The organism is Providencia sp. PROV189 (assembly GCF_028480065.1).
GTDB classification, from domain to species: Bacteria; Pseudomonadota; Gammaproteobacteria; order Enterobacterales; family Enterobacteriaceae; genus Providencia; species Providencia stuartii.
The window spans coordinates 147,302-164,512 of record NZ_JAMPOG010000011.1 but is presented as its reverse complement, the minus strand read 5'-3'; the positions used below and the strand labels follow the sequence as shown (position 1 = coordinate 164,512).

Annotated in this window: 15 protein-coding genes; 12 read left to right on the top strand and 3 right to left on the bottom strand. The window is 38.9% G+C overall.

Annotated features, from left to right (window positions below; genetic code table 11):
• Window positions 1–113: 113 nt before the first annotated feature.
• Both PR833_RS09690 and PR833_RS09685 read left to right on the top strand, forming a co-directional pair.
• Window positions 114–1,595: a tetratricopeptide repeat protein gene (locus PR833_RS09690; RefSeq protein ID WP_088498912.1), complete on the top strand. Its 1,482-nt coding sequence runs from the start codon at window positions 114–116 to the stop codon at window positions 1,593–1,595.
• The gene (locus PR833_RS09685) at window positions 1,592–2,209 is read left to right on the top strand and encodes a LysE family translocator (protein ID WP_004925905.1); all 618 of its coding nucleotides are present in this window, start codon (window positions 1,592–1,594) and stop codon (window positions 2,207–2,209) included. Before PR833_RS09690 ends, PR833_RS09685 begins: the two co-directional genes overlap by 4 nt.
• 53 nt (window positions 2,210–2,262) lie before the next feature.
• Here PR833_RS09685 and lysC read toward each other — a convergent pair whose 3' ends face one another.
• Window positions 2,263–3,639 carry a lysine-sensitive aspartokinase 3 gene (gene lysC / locus PR833_RS09680; protein ID WP_004925907.1) on the bottom strand — a complete coding sequence of 459 codons (1,377 nt, stop codon included), beginning with the start codon at window positions 3,637–3,639 and terminating at the stop codon, window positions 2,263–2,265.
• Between the two features lie 264 nt (window positions 3,640–3,903).
• On the opposite strand from lysC, the gene pgi reads away from it, so the two are divergent.
• From pgi to ubiA, 3 genes are all read left to right on the top strand, one after another.
• Window positions 3,904–5,550, top strand: coding sequence for a glucose-6-phosphate isomerase (gene pgi / locus PR833_RS09675; RefSeq protein ID WP_004925910.1), 1,647 nt, complete (start codon window positions 3,904–3,906; stop codon window positions 5,548–5,550).
• A 259-nt stretch (window positions 5,551–5,809) separates the two neighbouring features.
• A complete protein-coding gene (gene ubiC, locus PR833_RS09670) occupies window positions 5,810–6,316 on the top strand; it encodes a chorismate lyase (RefSeq protein WP_004925912.1) in 507 nt (168 codons plus the stop codon).
• Window positions 6,317–6,349: 33 nt separating this feature from the next.
• Complete coding sequence (ubiA, locus tag PR833_RS09665) at window positions 6,350–7,204, top strand: 4-hydroxybenzoate octaprenyltransferase (RefSeq protein ID WP_169342289.1); 855 nt, start codon at window positions 6,350–6,352, stop codon at window positions 7,202–7,204.
• Between the two features lie 143 nt (window positions 7,205–7,347).
• Here the strand turns inward: ubiA and plsB are convergent, their stop codons facing one another.
• Entirely contained in the window at window positions 7,348–9,816 is a 2,469-nt protein-coding gene (plsB, locus tag PR833_RS09660) for a glycerol-3-phosphate 1-O-acyltransferase PlsB (protein ID WP_004925916.1), read from the bottom strand.
• 126 nt (window positions 9,817–9,942) lie between these two features.
• On the opposite strand from plsB, the gene PR833_RS09655 reads away from it, so the two are divergent.
• Both PR833_RS09655 and lexA read left to right on the top strand, forming a co-directional pair.
• Window positions 9,943–10,317: a diacylglycerol kinase gene (locus tag PR833_RS09655; protein ID WP_004925918.1), complete on the top strand. Its 375-nt coding sequence runs from the start codon at window positions 9,943–9,945 to the stop codon at window positions 10,315–10,317.
• Window positions 10,318–10,453: 136 nt separating this feature from the next.
• The gene (gene lexA / locus PR833_RS09650; RefSeq protein ID WP_004925920.1) at window positions 10,454–11,077 is read left to right on the top strand and encodes a transcriptional repressor LexA; all 624 of its coding nucleotides are present in this window, start codon (window positions 10,454–10,456) and stop codon (window positions 11,075–11,077) included.
• 166 nt (window positions 11,078–11,243) lie between these two features.
• Here lexA and zur read toward each other — a convergent pair whose 3' ends face one another.
• The gene (gene zur / locus PR833_RS09645) at window positions 11,244–11,759 is read right to left on the bottom strand and encodes a zinc uptake transcriptional repressor Zur (RefSeq protein WP_004925923.1); all 516 of its coding nucleotides are present in this window, start codon (window positions 11,757–11,759) and stop codon (window positions 11,244–11,246) included.
• 2,137 nt (window positions 11,760–13,896) lie between these two features.
• On the opposite strand from zur, the gene PR833_RS09640 reads away from it, so the two are divergent.
• The 5 genes from PR833_RS09640 (at window position 13,897) to PR833_RS09620 (ending at window position 17,159) form a co-directional block, all read left to right on the top strand.
• Window positions 13,897–14,454 carry a fimbrial protein gene (locus tag PR833_RS09640; protein ID WP_004925927.1) on the top strand — a complete coding sequence of 186 codons (558 nt, stop codon included), beginning with the start codon at window positions 13,897–13,899 and terminating at the stop codon, window positions 14,452–14,454.
• Between the two features lie 80 nt (window positions 14,455–14,534).
• Complete coding sequence (locus PR833_RS09635; RefSeq protein ID WP_004925930.1) at window positions 14,535–15,281, top strand: fimbrial biogenesis chaperone; 747 nt, start codon at window positions 14,535–14,537, stop codon at window positions 15,279–15,281.
• Window positions 15,262–15,834 (top strand): fimbrial protein, encoded by a 573-nt coding sequence (locus tag PR833_RS09630; protein WP_004926099.1) that lies wholly within the window; start codon window positions 15,262–15,264, stop codon window positions 15,832–15,834. The genes PR833_RS09635 and PR833_RS09630 overlap by 20 nt, the downstream gene beginning before the upstream one ends.
• A gap of 15 nt (window positions 15,835–15,849) precedes the next feature.
• Window positions 15,850–16,437 (top strand): fimbrial protein, encoded by a 588-nt coding sequence (locus tag PR833_RS09625; protein ID WP_272526060.1) that lies wholly within the window; start codon window positions 15,850–15,852, stop codon window positions 16,435–16,437.
• Between the two features lie 17 nt (window positions 16,438–16,454).
• On the top strand, window positions 16,455–17,159 hold the full coding sequence (locus tag PR833_RS09620) for a fimbrial biogenesis chaperone (protein WP_272526059.1): 705 nt from the start codon (window positions 16,455–16,457) through the stop codon (window positions 17,157–17,159).
• Window positions 17,160–17,211 lie beyond the last annotated feature (52 nt).

The window sequence follows — 17,211 nt, the reverse complement described above, 5'->3', positions numbered from 1 at the left end:
AAAATATGCCTAAATATTCTATTATTCGTTGCTGATTTTAGGAGCTGAACGCTTATGCTTTTCCATGAGGAGTGTTATGTTATAAGCATAATGCTGGCGAATGGATTGATTGAATGAATTTACGACCCTTAATATTTTTGCTTTGTTTAGGCAGTGCTGCTTTTGTGCAGGCTAATTCCAAGGAAACATTATCGGTACAAGGAAAACAGCAACCGCCAGCTTCTCTTGCCACACCCCCTGAAAACCTTCCTGTCGAGTTTACTCATAAATTAAAAGAAGCTGAGTCTGGTGATATTGATGCCATGCTCGGTATTGGCCTTGTTTATATGGATGGTACTGATTATTTATCTCCTGATGCAGATAAGGCTTTCATTTGGTTTAAAAAAGTCTCTGATCGCGGCAGTGCCGATGGTGACTATTATTTAGGGCTTTTAGCACAACAGCAGCAAAAATATGCAGAGGCAGTGCGCTGGTATCGGAAAGGGGCAGAAAAGGGTGACCCTGATTGCCAATATAGTTTAGGTTTTTTGTATGAGCGTGGCTTAGGCTTGGAGCAAGATTATAAACAAGCTAAAGCATGGTATACGAAGTCCGCCGAACAAGGGGGCGCGTATAGCCAATTGGCGTTAGGCATGTTTTATTACGATGGCTTAGACGGTGAGGTTGATTATCAAAAAGCCAAAATGTGGTATGAAAAGAGTGCACAGCAGGGAGTGGCTGCGGCAGTCAATAACTTAGCTGTCTTATATGAAAAGGGTGAAGGCGTTCAGCAGGACGAGGAAAAAGCCATTGATTTGTATCGACAAGCAGCAAATATGGGTTCAGCAATTGCCCAAATGAATATGGGGGATCTCTATTATGAAGGCCACCGTTTGATTGAAAAGAACCCGTATCAAGCGATGTATTGGTATAAGCGTGCTGCATCACAGGGGTATACAGATGCACTGTTTGTGATGGGGCGGGGCTATGAAGAGGGTGATGGTGTAGGCAAAGATCTTGGCAGTGCCTTTGAGTGGTATTTGCTAGGCGCCAATAATGGTTCTGTTCCTGCTGCAATGAAAGTCGCGGAGTTTTACGAAAAAGGGTTAGGCGGTGTCAAAGCCAATCATGGAAAAGCCATTGAATGGTATATGAGCATGGCCGAGGATGATATTGTCGAAGCACAAACAAAACTCGCTGAATTGTATATTGCAGGGCAACTCCCTGAGATAGATATTCAAAAAGTGGTGAGTTGGCTACAAGCCTCAGAGCAGGATGATATCCAATCAAAAAATCAATTGGCCATTTTTTACTTAACGGGAAATGGGGTAAAACAAGATGCGCGAAGAGCGCGGGAATTATGGCAACAATCCGCGTTTCAAGGCCTCAGCGATGCACAAAATAACCTTGCCGTCATGTATGCCAAGGGGCTTGGTGGCGATAAAAATATCTTTCGAGCCATCATGTGGTTTGAGCGGGCGAGTCAGCAGGATGATACAACAGCACAAAAAAATTTAAGGTTGTTAAAAGAGAATGCAGCGGTGACAGCAGCGATGTTGGAGTACACGGCAAATGTACAAAAGGCGATGGCTAAGATAAAGGGAGGTGATGAATGATAGCTGAATTGATGGTCGCATATGTACTCGCGGCAACATTGCTAACAATAACACCGGGTATTGATACCGCACTAATTTTAAGAACATCAACGGTTCAGGGAACACGAACGGCCTTTGCCGCCGCGGCAGGAATTGGGTTAGGGTGTTTGGCGTGGGGGGCTATGGTAGCCTTTGGTTTAGGCGCACTGATTGCCGCCTCTGAACTCGCTTACTCTATTTTAAAATGGTGTGGTGCTGCCTATTTGTGTTGGCTTGGTGTTCAAATGCTATTGAAACCGAGAAACCATTTTTCAGGTAATAACGCGACATCCACCAAGCAACAAAATTGGTTTATGCGAGGCTTTTTGGGCAATTTACTTAACCCAAAAGTAGGTATTTTCTATGTCTCATTTTTACCGCAATTTATCCCTGCCGGAAAAGATGTGGTGATGTGGACATTTTTGCTGGTGGGGATCCATGTCATTTTAGGGATTATTTGGAGTGGCTTGTTGATTGGTGCTACCCGCCCCCTATCGACATTATTTAAAAAACCGGCGGTAATTCGCTGGATGGACAGAACAACAGGGCTAATTTTTATTATGTTCGCGGCTAAATTAGCTTTCTCTCGCCGATAAAGTCAAAGGCGCCCTTTATCTAAGAGCGCCTGTCTTCTCAGTAAAGTGAGCCGTTATTCAAATAGATTTGAATGCAGAGTGCGCACTATCTCTTCCGCGTCATTACCTGGTACCAGTAGGCAGATATTATGGCTGCTGGCACCGTAGCTGATCATTCGGATATTGAAGGATTCTAGCGCCCCAAAAATTTGTTTGCCGAGGCCATTTACTTGCGACAGTTCGTTACCAATGATGGCCACTAGCGCTAAGTTTTCTTCTACTTCTACGCGGCATAGCGCTGATAGCTCTGTCATCAGTGCGTTGGTGAGTAAGCTACCATTTGTACCTGTAGAGCCAGTGGTGTCTAATGTGAGGGCTACGCTCACCTCGGATGTGGTGATCAAGTCAACGGAAATATTGTGACGTAATAAAATCGTGAATATTTCAGCCAAGAAGCCTCGAGCATGCAGCATTTTTAGGCTATGTAACGTGAGCAGTGTTTGTTTACGACGCAGTGCTAACGCTCTAAATTGAGGGGCATTCGCGGTTTTATCACACACTAAGGTTCCGCCAGCTTGTGGCTCTTTACTGGAGCCAACAAAAACAGGGATCCCAGCACGTACCGCAGGTAATAGCGTTGCTGGATGCAATATTTTAGCGCCAAACGTTGCCATTTCTGCGGCTTCGTCAAAAGCAATTTCATCGATACGCTGTGCTGCGGGTACGACGCGTGGATCTGTCGTGTAAATACCAGGAACGTCTGTCCAGATATCAACACGTGCTAAATTGAGAACTTCAGCCAATAATGCCGCGGTATAATCGCTACCGCCACGACCAAGTGTTGTCGTGCGTCCTTTGCTATCTTGCCCAATAAAACCTTGTGTAATGACTAAAGAACCCTGTAGGCGAGGGAGCAAGTGTTGTTGGGCCGACTCTTTTAATTGCAAAAGGTCGGGTTCAGCGCGACCAAAGTTTGCATTTGTTTTCATTACTTTGCGCACATCAAACCATTGTGAGTTAGCCCCACGCTGGCGGAGGACTTCAACAAACAGCAAAGTCGACATAAGTTCACCGTGACTCACCATTTCATCGGTGAGCGCATCGGAAGTTGCCAGAGAAGCGGAATCTGCCAAATGAGCAATATTATCTAATAAACGATTAATCTCTTCGCGAATTACTTCCGCATGTTGTAAATGATCAATAATCGCATATTGGATCTCTTTAACTTTTTGCAGTAGCTGATTACGTTTGTCGGCATCGCAACCTTCGGCAAGCTCTATCAACAAATTAGTGATACCCGCAGAAGCAGAAAGTACCACTACGCGGACATTATTGTTCGAAAGAACAACGTCTGCACTTTTGTTCATGGCTTCAAAATTAGCGACACTTGTCCCCCCAAATTTGGCGATAACGTACGGATTATTTTCTGGCAAAGAGGCTACTGCATTCATGGTATCAATCCCTTTTGGCAATCTATTTTTTATATAGAAATATCGGGTTAGGCCGATGCCGTCAATGAAGAATCGATGCAAATCAGTAATTCTAATGATGACTAATTTATTATCGCTTTTCCCGATGGCTGTAATAAGCTCTGGAAAAATTGCAAAAAATTGCCCAATATCATAAGGATTGCAAGAACGCAGGAAAGTGATAGGTCAAGATGACTCGGCGAGTTACAATTATTTTTATTTCAAATATTTTGGAGAGTGTTATCCATGAATAGTATTAATCCAAGCCAAACGGCAGCATGGCGGGCGCTAGAGCAACATTTTGCGCAAATGAAAGATACCCATATGCGCGACCTGTTCAAACAAGACAATGATCGCTTTACCAAATTTTCCGCGACATTTGACGACCAAATTTTGGTGGACTACTCCAAAAACCGAATTACTCAAGAAACATTGGATAAATTATTCGCATTAGCTGAAGAGACTCAGCTAAAAAGCGCAATGAATAGTATGTTCAGTGGTGAAAAAATTAACCGTACCGAAGATCGTGCTGTATTGCATATCGCACTACGTAACCGTGACAATACACCGATTTATGTTGATGGCAAAGATGTGATGCCAGATGTCAACGCGGTCTTAGAAAAGATGCATCAATTTAGTGAGCGCATTATTAATGGCGAGTGGAAAGGGTATACTGGCAAGGCTATCACGGATGTGGTGAATATCGGTATCGGTGGCTCAGATCTTGGTCCATTTATGGTCACCGAAGCGCTACGCCCTTATAAAAATCACTTAAATATGCACTTTGTTTCTAACGTTGATGGCACGCAGATAGCGGAAACGTTGAAAGTTTTAAATCCAGAAACAACTCTGTTTTTAATCGCATCAAAAACCTTCACGACGCAAGAAACCATGACGAATGCGCATTCAGCGCGTGATTGGTTGCTCGCACAAGCGAAAGATGAACAGCATATCGCAAAACATTTCGTGGCACTGTCAACCAATAGTGAGCAAGTCGCGAAGTTCGGTATTGATACGGCAAATATGTTTGAGTTTTGGGATTGGGTTGGTGGCCGTTATTCATTATGGTCAGCGATTGGCCTATCCATTATCTTGTCTGTGGGTTATGACAATTTTGTTCAGCTCCTCGAAGGGGCTCATGCAATGGATAAGCACTTTACCCAAACGGCTTTTGAAAAGAATATTCCTGTTCTCCTTGGCTTAATTGGCATTTGGTATAACAACTTTTTTGAGTCGGAAACTGAAGCGATTCTGCCATATGATCAATATATGCACCGTTTTGCCGCTTATTTCCAACAAGGAAATATGGAGTCAAATGGTAAGTATATTGACCGTAATGGCAACAAAGTTTCTTATCAAACGGGGCCAATTATTTGGGGTGAACCGGGCACAAACGGCCAACATGCCTTTTATCAATTGATCCATCAAGGAACTAAAATGATCCCTTGTGATTTTATTGCGCCAGCAGTAACGCATAATCCACTCGGTGATCATCACGATAAATTACTGTCGAATTTCTTTGCTCAAACGGAAGCGTTGGCATTTGGTAAGACGCGTGAAGTTGTTGATGCGGAATTTGCGGCTCAAGGTAAAAACCCTGCGGATATGGAGTATGTTGCTCCTTATAAAGTGTTTGAAGGTAACCGCCCAACAAACTCAATCTTGCTTAAAGAGATCACACCTTATTCATTAGGTGCACTCATTGCGATGTATGAACATAAGATCTTCACGCAAGGGGCAATTCTGAATATTTTCACCTTTGACCAATGGGGTGTAGAGCTTGGGAAGCAATTGGCGAGCCGAATTTTGCCTGAGTTAGAAAGTAAAGACGAAATCAGCAGCCATGATAGCTCAACTAATGGGCTAATTAATCGTTATAAAGCTTGGCGTTGATAAGCGTCATAGCTACCTTTCACAGCCTGCCATAATGGCAGGCTGTCGCTATTTAATCATTTCTACTTGATCATTTTGTGTGTATGACTCATTAGCGTTAAAAATTATTTTAAGAAAATTTTACAATTCATGTGGGATTTGTGATTTTTTAACTAATTTGTTAGCTAACTTTAACCTTATCGCAAGGCAACGTGATATCCTTCATGCTAAGAACCAATATGATACAAAACCACACAGTATAGTGGTGGAATGATGAGTAATGGATGAAACGCTTTTTATCTCTCACCCGATAACATGGCTATCAGAAGATGATGACCTTGTTCCTGAAAATGTTTTAGATTGGCTACATGAACTAGGGTCGATGACAAAACGCTTAGAGCAGCATTGCCAACGTGTCACGGTTGTTCCTTATACGCAACGTTATGTGACTCAAGAGGCATTGAGCGAAGAAGAAGCGGCGTGTTTACCTGTCAGTGAATATTATTGGTTACGTGAAGTCATTATGTATGGTGATAATATTCCATGGTTACTTGGACGAACGTTAATTCCACAGGAGACATTGACTGGTGAAGACCGGAAACTTATTGATATCGGTGCTGTACCGTTAGGGCGTTATCTCTTTAGCCATGATAATCTTTCCCGTGATTATATTCATATAGGGCAGCAAAATTTGCGATGGATCCGCCGCTCTCTATTAAGATTATCTGAAAAACCTTTATTATTAACCGAACTGTTTTTACCTGAATCACCTGCATATAAAAGATAAAAAATAAAAGGAGCACAACAAATGGAGGGAAGTATGGCGCTAAGTAAATGGCATGCCTACAGCCGTTTGATGCGTATTGATAGGCCGATAGGGTCGCTATTATTGTTATGGCCAACCTATTGGGCGTTGTGGATTGCCGCTCAAAGTATACCGAGTTTACATATTCTTATTGTCTTTACGGCGGGCGTTTTCTTGATGCGTGCAGCCGGATGCGTGATTAACGATTTCGCAGACCGTCACTTTGATGGCCATGTTGAGCGAACGAAACACCGCCCATTACCCAGTGGTGATGTGACAGAAAAAGAAGCAAAAATTTTATTCGCTAGCCTCGTTGGTCTCTCATTTTTATTAGTACTGACGCTAAATTCAATGACTATCTGGCTATCTGTTGCCGGATTAGCTTTGGCGTGGATTTATCCTTTTGTTAAGCGAGTCAGCCACTTACCTCAAGTTGTTTTAGGTGCCGCATTTGGTTGGTCTATCCCGATGGGCTTCTCTGCTGTCAGTGAATCGTTACCATTGGTGTGCTGGGTACTGTTTTTGGTCAATATCTTGTGGTCCGTGATTTATGATACCCAGTATGCGATGGTTGACCGCAATGATGATTTAAAAATCGGCGTTAAATCAACAGCGATACTGTTTGGCCAATATGACAAGCTGATTATTGGTATTTTACAGATCGTGATGATTGTTTTATTGGTGTTAGTGGGTTCATTGGCTGATTTAGGAGCGGTGTACTATATCGCACTATCACTATCGGCATTGCTGTTTATTTACCAACAAAAATTAATGGTAGATAGGGAACGAGCACCGTGTTTTAAAGCCTTTTTAAATAATAACTATGTTGGATTGATCTTATTTATTGGGATTTTCTTAAGTTACTTGTAAACCATTTGTGGAATAGTAAAGGGGTAATGTGAAGCACATTACCCCTTTTACGTACTGACGACCCTACGTTTTTAACGTGGGATTTTGTTTATAAGGGGGAACATGAATTGCATTCCCCCTTTTGGTTTCTTTAGACTTAAAAGTTAGTCTTCTTTTGATTTTTCTGTCTCAGTAGCGCGCTCCTCTGGTTGACTCACGCTCTCGATAGTCAAACGAATTTCTGGCGACATTAAACGCGAAATAACCGCATAGAGTTTTTTCGCATTGGCCGTGAAAATATCGTTTTCATCATTATCAATGTAGCCTTCTTCCCGTAGCGTTTCGACTAAGATTGAAAAAACTGCTTTATCGAAGAATTCAGGAGCGTTAATACCGTGCAGCACAGAAAGACGCTGAGCTAGCATGCGGCTCTCCTTTTCTAATGTATTACGGCTAATTTCTGGACTCGCATTGAGTAAAGAAAGCGTAATCGCATAGCGCTGTAAGGTTTCGCGAACACCTGCTGCGAGCAACTGTAATGGGCGTATACGACGTGGATTAAGAATGACAATATCGTCTTCTTTTAAGCACACTAATTTCTGGTTATTTAGCTCATCAATTAAGGTATCAACGACTTCAACCAAAGAGCCACTATCAAAACGCATAAACAATTCAGCTTTGAGGAAGGGGTAAATTTGCCCTACTTGATAGTGGATATCTTGGCGGCTAATACTTTCATGATGGAGCACAATGCTCGAGATCAGTGATGGCAACACCAATAAGTGATGAATGTTATTACGATAATAGGTCATGAGAACGGCATTCTCACGAGGAAGAATGATAATGTCTCCCATACTATCTTTTTCGACTTCAAACTTATCCATCTGCAAAGCATGTTCTAACAATTGCTCCGCTGTTTTATTTGGTGTTGTTGCATCAGCCGTATAAGGAACATTACGCAATAACTGTAGGTAACAATCGACTTGCTCAATAAGTTGCTCACGCGTTAATGAACGTTGGCGCGACGCAAGTAATGCCGTTGAGCACAGGTTAATAGCGTTAGCTGCCGCAGCATTATTAATATTGACCATAATGTGATCTGCTAGCCCACTGACGATTGGGTTTAACCAACTCGGGCGCTGAGGTTCGATAGGGTCAATCGAGTCGCGCCAATCAGGTACACGTTTTGTGAGATATTGAGAGAGTGAAATAGGCTGACCAAAATTCACATAGCCTTGGCCTAAGTTACGTAATTTACGTAGGCCGCGAACCATCGAAAAGAAGCCTTCTTTCTCTTTTTCAGCACCACGTAGCTCTTTGGCATAAGTTCCCACTTCCAGAACATTTTCATAGCCAATATAAACGGGCACGATCGTAATAGGACGAGAGTCGCCACGTAGCATCGCTTGTAGCGTCATCGACAAGGTACCTGTTTTTGGCTGAAGTAAACGGCCTGTACGGGAGCGGCCACCTTCAACAAAATATTCAATAGAGTAACCCCGCGCAAATAATTCACTGAGGTACTCACGGAATACGGTTGAATAGAGTTTATTACCTTTAAAGGTTCGACGAATAAAGAAAGCGCCGAGGTGACGGAAAATAGGCCCCGCTGGCCAGAAATTCAAGTTGATACCTGCCGCGATATGAGGAGGAACTAAGCCTTGATGATATAAAACGTATGACAGCAGCAAGTAATCCATGTGGCTGCGATGAGAAGGCACATAAACGATTTCATGACCATCTTGCGCCAATTGGCGAACCCGCTCGGCATGCTGAACGTTGATCCCTTGATATAAGCGGTTCCAAGTCCAACTTAACACTCGGTCAGTAAGACGTATCGCTTCATAAGAGAAGTTAGCGGCAATTTCTTCCATCATATTGACGGCATTTTGCTGAGCTTTCTTCAGTGGAATTTTTTTGCTACGGGCTTCGTCTTCAACCGCCTTTTCAATGGCTTTTGAGGTCAGCAGCTTATTGAATAGCTCTTGGCGAACAGGCAATTTAGGGCCAACAGCAGCAAGGCGTTGGCGTGAATAGTGAATACGCGCGACCCGTGCAAGTTTATTCGCAATAATAGTATCTGTGCCATGTTCTTGCGCCATCAAGCCCATCGACACTGGAGGGGAAAAGCGAACAAAGCTATCTCGCCCAAGCCAGATTATGGCAAAGAACTTTTGAATACCGTTAAGTAAACGCAATGGCGGCGCCGGTGTATGCCCTTCACGCCCAGGAGAGCGACCGAACATGACAGAAGCCGGTAGCATTTGGATATCAAGATTCGGATTACTACGATGCAAATCTAAGTAGGCATGGAATACCTTCACCGATTCTTTACGTGGATTAGGAGAATAATAACGAAATACTCTAGGGCCATCATCAATAAAGACGTAAGCCGGTAATTTAGTGCCATTAATGTCATTATCGACCAAAGGATCAGGTAGGCCGATAGATAAGCATTGGTGACGTAATGTTAAAAGGTCAGATTTAGAATGATATGGCAGCACATATAATGTGGGCCGACTGGTGTCCAATTCAAGTTCTGAAATAGGGTCCGTTGGAACGAGTTTGCTCTTTACCAGTAATTTAAGTGGTAAATTCAACGTGTTGTAATATATTTTACGCCATAGTGACATAAATGATTATAGCCTCTTGTTAACAATGCTTCGCAAGCATACCAGAAATCAACTGGCAAATCTGTTACTGACAATTAACTTTGACCGCAAAAAATGATTATTGTTTTGTAATTTTGAGGAATAAATATGGCAAACCAAACTAAGGGATTTACGCGTGTAATTAAGGCTGCGGGTTACTCCCTTAAAGGGTTGAAAGCAGCTTGGGTCAATGAGGCTGCATTTCGGCAAGAATCCGTTGCGGCAATACTTGCTGTCATTATCGCGTTATGGCTGGATGTTAGCTATATCGACCGATTATTATTGATTAGCTCTGTTGTACTGGTCGCTATCGTAGAATTAATTAACAGTGCAATAGAGGCGGTCGTGGATCGTGTAGGAAGTGAATATCATGAGTTGTCTGGACGAGCGAAAGATATTGGCTCAGCGGCTGTGTTTATCACGATTGGGTTAGCTTTAGTTATTTGGGCGACGATATTGTGGCAGCATTATTTCGTTGGCTAGTCAGAAATTATCGAAAACAGAGCGATTATCGGTGAGATTACTGGCAAATATGGCATTCGAGTGATTTAAGTGTTTCAAATCTTCATTTACCTGTATATACTCACAGTCTGACTGTATAAACAAACAGGGGAACGAAATGAAAGCACTGACCGCTAGACAACAGCAAGTTTATGATCTGGTGCGCGATCACATTTCTCAGACGGGTATGCCACCTACACGTGCTGAAATAGCAGCAAGCCTTGGTTTTCGTTCGCCTAATGCGGCAGAAGAGCATCTTAAGGCCTTAGCTCGTAAAGGGGTGATAGAGATTGTTTCAGGGGCTTCTCGTGGTATCCGTTTACTGCTTGAAGAAGAAAATGATCCTGAAATTCAGGGGCTACCTTTAATTGGGCGTGTCGCTGCCGGCGAACCTTTATTAGCGCAAGAGCATATTGAAAGTCATTATCAGGTTGATCCTGAGCTATTCAAACCACATGCTGACTTTTTATTGCGTGTTAATGGGATGTCGATGAAAGATATCGGGATTATGGATGGTGACCTGTTAGCCGTTCATAAAACACAAGATGTCCGTAATGGGCAAGTGGTTGTGGCGCGTATTGAAGATGAGGTTACGGTAAAACGCTTTAAGCAACAAGGTAACCGCGTTGAGTTAATCGCCGAAAACCCAGAGTTTGCACCTATTATTGTCGATTTACGTCAACAAAATTTCACTATTGAAGGATTAGCGGTAGGTGTGATTCGCAATGGTGATTGGTGTTAATATTGGTCTTATAACCACCCTTCAAAATATTGCTGGCAGATTTTACTGTTTTCTAATATCAACCTAGGTTTGTCACTAGGTTATTAAATTAGATAAAAAGTCTGCCACTCTATTTAAGTGCTCCCTCAGCAAGTACCTACTATCAGCAGTAATTCTACGCCACTTCTTATTTCTTCTTTGTGATAACGGGTTGCTCATGGTTGTGTTCACAATGTTCATGATCCTGGCAAGTGCTGAGTTCGTAACATTCATGACATAATCCATGATTTTCTACCACAGTGTGTCTCAGGTGAAATTGGTGGCTGTTTGCAAGAGACATAATTGCTGTTTCAATTGTTGTGCAATCACTCTCTGTGACGCTTCCGCAATGATCACAAATCAACATTACTGAGATATGACTCGGGTTATCGAAATGATGACAGATGACATAACTATTTGTTGATTCTATTTTATGAATAAACCCTTGCTCTATTAAGAACTCTAAGCCTCTATAAATCGTTGGTGGTTTTGCTTGAGGCTCTACCTCTCTTAATAAATCTAATAAGTCATAAGCACTGATTGCGCCATGTTGCTGTGCAATCAGGCGTAAAACAGTTTCTCTTTGCGGTGTGAGCCGAACGCCTCTTGATTGGCAAATTTTTTCGGCCATCACTAGCAGTTTATCTTCACTCATTTTTTTCATGGTAATTGACCTTACATCAAAACTGAAAATTGCTGTTGTAAACAAGTTTACCATAACTTCATTGCAGATAGAGATGGAAATAAGAAGAGAGCAAAAGGGCTAACATAGAGAAAAATAGTTATTTATCAAAAACAAGAATGAAAATTTTAATCCGCAATATCGGACAAAAATAGAGTCATATTACATTTTAAATGTATCGCTTGAGGTTAATTGTCATAACACAGTTTGGGCGCTTTTCTTAACCGTCAGTAATTGTAAGGCTTTAGGCTAGGCTTTTCTGTTAGACCGATGTTTATCGGTAAACGGCACAAAACTGCCGATTTTGGGATGCTATAACCGTCTACGGTCATTAACCTTATAAAATTAAGGTGTAAAATTTAAAATTATGCATTTTGTTTTTTGTATCTCAATAGTGGTTAAATATTCTATTTAAGATGTCTTATTTAATTAAAATAAAGCGATAATTTGTGACTTAAGGTACTTTGTAAGTATTTTTTCGTCAATAGAAGCAACAATCACTAGGCTATTATGGGGAGTGTCTTTTTATGAATAGTTAAAAGATCGTCTGCAATATCAATAAACTTCATTAGTGGATAATTAATTTGTAATAAAAAATTAGTAGAGGCATAAATAGAGTAGTATTTACTTAGTTATATATTCTAATGTATTTATTTAGCGAATATTGTTTCACTGCCCGTGACCCACATAATCAAAAATAAATCTTGAATTTCATATCACTTTATTTTTCTAGTTATAAACTCATACCGCGAGAAGTCTTTGAAATACTTCTATCTCTTCTTTATAGATGAATATCTTTATATTCTCTCACTTCACCCTTAGATAAAGGAATATCATCGTTCACTGCTAAGCGACTGCATATGAGGCATGTTTCCCCTATCTATATAGGAGAACAGCGTTGATATGTTTAGGATTATCATGGTTTTTTAAAGGTAACGATTAGAGATAGAACATTGCTATTGAAAAATTATTCTCTTGAGTGGAGATACATCTTTGTATCTAAGTAAAGTAATGCCGTAAGTTTAATTAAAAAATAGCCACTTGGTGAAATTCTAAATAAAACCAAAGGGTAATCATTACACTCAAAGCGGATGACATGAAAAGTAAAGAACTGTTACATTTGGGGTGAATGTCAATTAAGACTTATCTTACAACAATTCAACCACATAGATTTAATTATCTTCTTTTGTGTGTAAATTAGTGTTAAGTATTGTTAGATTATAAAATATAGAATTTTATTTCAGCATATTCCTTTTTTATAGTTTTATATGTAATGAAATTATTTCAAACAAATGGATACAAATGTAAATTTTTATAAATTATTTACCTTTTATAAATATAAATTAATCCAATTTTGATGGCTAAAAATATGGTTTTTTAGCTTTTGTGGTTGTTTGTGCTTTTGTCTTGGTGTTTGTAAATATTATATTTTGTTTGTAGTGCTTTTTTGTTGTGTTTTTGACAAAAGATATTGTTGCGGTAATATTGGAACCAGTTGATGAGGATGTTTGGAAATATTCTTCATATTGAAAAAGATAATTATGCTACTACGTTTTGCTTTTAGAGAAAACGCAATTAGATAAAGATTTTGATATCTTTCAAATATAAGAAAACTCCTAACATTAAATATGTTCCTGATGTTGGCTATTATCTTTGTCTAGTTAATAGTTAATGAAATGACTAATTAACTAGGTTGAAAATTTTATCCATATAGCTATTTCTATATTGGCCGTCACTTTCCTTTATAGGAATAGTATTTTTATTTTTTACTATAGGCGGTGCTCAGGAGTCTATTACTGGATAGCTGAAAGCTAACAATAAGTTAAATTCAAGAGTCACTAGAACCGTAAAAATACGACTACTTAATATGTGTTTTTGAGTATGTAAGTAGAAAGGGTAGTGCCTTTTTTAGAGTCAATTTTTTTGACTTGCCTTTAAAAAGGGGATTAAAAGGATTTTTTTAACCCTAATGGTGTTAGCTAAATAGGCTAATGCTGATTATTCAAGTTTATATTCAAAATTTTAGGACTGGATTTACAAGGATGTAACGAATTTAAATTTGAACATTAAATAACAATGTCTTTCACTACTACATGTTATAAATACAGAGGTATTTAAAATGTTATTCAACAAGAAACTAGTAACAATCGCAGTATTAGCAAGTTCAATGGTAGCTGGTTCAGCATTAGCTGCTGGTGAAGTAGGTAAAAAAAGCACTGAAGTACGTTTCAAAGCTCAATTACGTGCGGCTTCTTGTGATGTAGCTTCAACTGCGGAAGGTTCTGTAATTGATTGGGGTACTTTTACTCTTGACCAAACTAATGGTAAGAATGTTAAAGACCAATTAGGTTCAGATAAAAACTTCAACCTGATCCTGACTAACTGTTCTAAAGCAGCAGCAGAAGATGCAGCTATTTTCGTTCATGCAGAAGGTAAAGAATCTCCACTATTCCCAGAGTATTTTGCAAACACAGGTGCTAAATCTTTAGCAGTTGCATTATCTTCAGGTGGTAAAGATATCAAACCAAACGTAGACACAGAGCTGAAATTCTCTAACGCTGTAGATGTTAACGGTAGCACTACAATTCCTGTATTGGCTAAACTTTTACTGACTCAAGTAGGTGTTGCTCCTGATACATTAAACGTACCAGTTACTTTCTCTGTATCTTATAACTAATACTGATAAAGTTTAGATAATGGCATAAGAGGCTATTTACAGCCTCTTATTATTGAAGATGGAAAATGTAGGTTTAGATAATGCAAACAATAAAACTAAAACAAAGAAATTTGAATTTTTCGATAGATAATCTGCGATTGTTAATTTTACTGTTTGTTTTTATTTTACCATTTATTTCCGCGCAGTCATTTGCGAATGGTGGAGTAGGGTTAAATGCTACAAGATTAGTCTATTCTCAAGGAGAGGAAAGCATTTCTATTAGTGCAAGAAATAATACGAGTATTAACTATCTTGCTAAATTTGCTATAACCCAAGAGAACGGTGGTAAAAATGTTCCTTTCGCAATTTATCCACCTTTAGTTAAAGTTGATAGTAAAAAAAGCCAAGATATTAGAATATTTATACAGCCTCATAGCCTACCAGTAGATAGAGAAACAGTTTTTTACTTTACAGGCACTATGATCCCCTCAACTAATGGACCAGCAACAGGTGCGGGTATCAATATTGGCTATAATAATATTATAAAATTATTCTATCGTCCTAATAATTTACCTATATCAATAGAAGATGCATATAAGAAGTTAGTGATTAAATCCTCTCCATCAGGTGTAGTAGTTGAAAATAACTCTCCTTACTACATAAATCTAAATAGATTAGTGGTTGGTGGAAAAAAGGTTAGTTTAAGCCTACAGAAAAAGAATACCATGATTGCGCCATATAGTTCTTATAGCTATACAGTCGGTGGAGGTTTGAATAATAAGCAAGCTACATGGGTTGTAATTAATGATCTAGGTGGCGAGGAGAAATATGATGGCCAAATACTTTAAATACATCAAACTTGGTTGCCTAGCGTTACCGTTTTTATTGGGTTTTAATAGTGTTGCAAATGCAGTTAAATTTGAAGTTAAAGGTAATATCATTAAAGGCTCTTGTAAAGTTGTCTCTCCTACATTAGATGTTACTTTCAATTTACCGATACAGACCAATACAATAAAAGAAGCTGTTACAGATAAAACGCATGTGAAGCAATTTTTATTTGGTTATGAATGTGATAGCTTTGATTTTTCTAATGGAAATGCGGGTGTACCATATCTGATGAAAATAACTTCGGGCAGTGGTACTGAAGTTAATAGCATGAATAAGATCTATCCCACTAATAATATAACAAATGCAGCGTTTGTATTATGGTCTTGTAAAGACGATGAGTCCAGTTGCAAAATAGTTGAACTTTCAAAATCAGAACATGTACCTTTTACTATAAAAGGGAATGGTAAAGCAGAAAATTTATTCGAAGTTAGTGTGGTTAAATTAGATGGTGAAAGTTCTTTAAAACCTGGAGAGTTGCTTTCCTCTATAGATATTACGTTAGAGCAACCATAATAAGGAATTATTATAATGAATTTTAAGAGAAATAATCTTATATTTGCGGTTACTTTAGGCGTGTGTATGTTATTTGGAAATGCAAATGCAAATGCAAATGCAAATGCAAAGGATAAAGAAGGGGTAGACATAGAATTTAATGTGACTGTACCTAAAAATACATGTGATATCCTTGTTGAAGGTACTTCACAGAATGTCATTGATTTTGGTTCAATCGCTTTGGCAAGATTAAAGTCTGATTCCGCTGAGGGAAAAGTTAAATTACCTTTTTCGATTAAATTAGCGGAGTGTAAAAATAATGACTTTGCTAATAATTATATTACTTTAGATGGTAACTATGTTGTTGAAAATAATGGATTCTTAGATGATCCTGGTGAGAGAACTTTTGCTATAAGAATCAGTGATAAAGAAACAGCTACGCAAGCTGATGATGTCTTTTTTGATAAAAATAAAAACAAAATTTGGACCAATATTCAAGAAAATGTCATGGAAAAACAGTTTTATGCCTATTTAATGTGCAAGAATGGGGTTAAAGACTGTGCATCTGACGCAAACATTGGTCAATTCAAGTCAACGTTCACGTTAACTTATATGGTTGACTAACTAAATTGGTTTTTCTAATGTTTAAAAAAATACTGTTCTTGATAGCATTACTGATGACATCCAGCGTATTCGCGAATGGAATATCTCTAAATAAAAGTAGAATTATTTTTTCACATAAGGATGTGAGTCAAGATATTCAACTTATAAATGACTCGAATTATCCACTCATTGTTCAAACAACAATGTTGGGTGAGGATAAAAAATCTCAGAATAATAATTTTATTGTTTTACCTCCTTTATTTAGAGTCGAAGCTAATAGTGGATACTCAGTAAGAATTAGACCCAATGACTACTCTAATCTACCTAAAGATAGAGAGTCGCTCTTTTACTTTAAGGCAAGAGCTATACCGCCAACATCAAAAAATAATGAACAAGAAAATAAGCTGAGTGTTGTATTTGTAACGGCGATTGTTATCAAGGCTTTTTATCGGCCGGAAGGTATATCCGCCCCTAAAACCTCGGATTATGAAAAAATTACTATCAATAAAAGTAATGGTAAATGGGTTATTGATAATCCTACTCCATTTAATATGACTATTGTCGATTTTACTTACAATGGTAATGAGTTAAAAGAAACAATACTAATTCCACCCTTCAATAAATATGTTTTAGATAAAATAAAATTTAATGGCGAGAAAATGAGCGGTGGATGGCGTTTTATGAACGATTATGGTTCTGCTACTGATGTATATCACTATAAATACGGATCTGTTGATAATTAATAAATTTTAAAGGTGCTTTAGCTTTATATATCTAAGAGTTTCTAAATTATTA

Bases quoted from the DNA above. Each gene is read 5' to 3' on its own strand.
- PR833_RS09690 (WP_088498912.1), top strand. From the start codon at position 114: ATGAATTTACGACCCTTAATATTTTTGCTTTGTTTAGGCAGTGCTGCT.
- PR833_RS09685 (WP_004925905.1), top strand. From the start codon at position 1,592: ATGATAGCTGAATTGATGGTCGCATATGTACTCGCGGCAACATTGCTA.
- lysC (WP_004925907.1), bottom strand. From the start codon at position 3,639: ATGAATGCAGTAGCCTCTTTGCCAGAAAATAATCCGTACGTTATCGCC.
- pgi (WP_004925910.1), top strand. From the start codon at position 3,904: ATGAATAGTATTAATCCAAGCCAAACGGCAGCATGGCGGGCGCTAGAG.
- ubiC (WP_004925912.1), top strand. From the start codon at position 5,810: ATGGATGAAACGCTTTTTATCTCTCACCCGATAACATGGCTATCAGAA.
- ubiA (WP_169342289.1), top strand. From the start codon at position 6,350: ATGGCGCTAAGTAAATGGCATGCCTACAGCCGTTTGATGCGTATTGAT.
- plsB (WP_004925916.1), bottom strand. From the start codon at position 9,816: ATGTCACTATGGCGTAAAATATATTACAACACGTTGAATTTACCACTT.
- PR833_RS09655 (WP_004925918.1), top strand. From the start codon at position 9,943: ATGGCAAACCAAACTAAGGGATTTACGCGTGTAATTAAGGCTGCGGGT.
- lexA (WP_004925920.1), top strand. From the start codon at position 10,454: ATGAAAGCACTGACCGCTAGACAACAGCAAGTTTATGATCTGGTGCGC.
- zur (WP_004925923.1), bottom strand. From the start codon at position 11,759: ATGAAAAAAATGAGTGAAGATAAACTGCTAGTGATGGCCGAAAAAATT.
- PR833_RS09640 (WP_004925927.1), top strand. From the start codon at position 13,897: ATGTTATTCAACAAGAAACTAGTAACAATCGCAGTATTAGCAAGTTCA.
- PR833_RS09635 (WP_004925930.1), top strand. From the start codon at position 14,535: ATGCAAACAATAAAACTAAAACAAAGAAATTTGAATTTTTCGATAGAT.
- PR833_RS09630 (WP_004926099.1), top strand. From the start codon at position 15,262: ATGATGGCCAAATACTTTAAATACATCAAACTTGGTTGCCTAGCGTTA.
- PR833_RS09625 (WP_272526060.1), top strand. From the start codon at position 15,850: ATGAATTTTAAGAGAAATAATCTTATATTTGCGGTTACTTTAGGCGTG.
- PR833_RS09620 (WP_272526059.1), top strand. From the start codon at position 16,455: ATGTTTAAAAAAATACTGTTCTTGATAGCATTACTGATGACATCCAGC.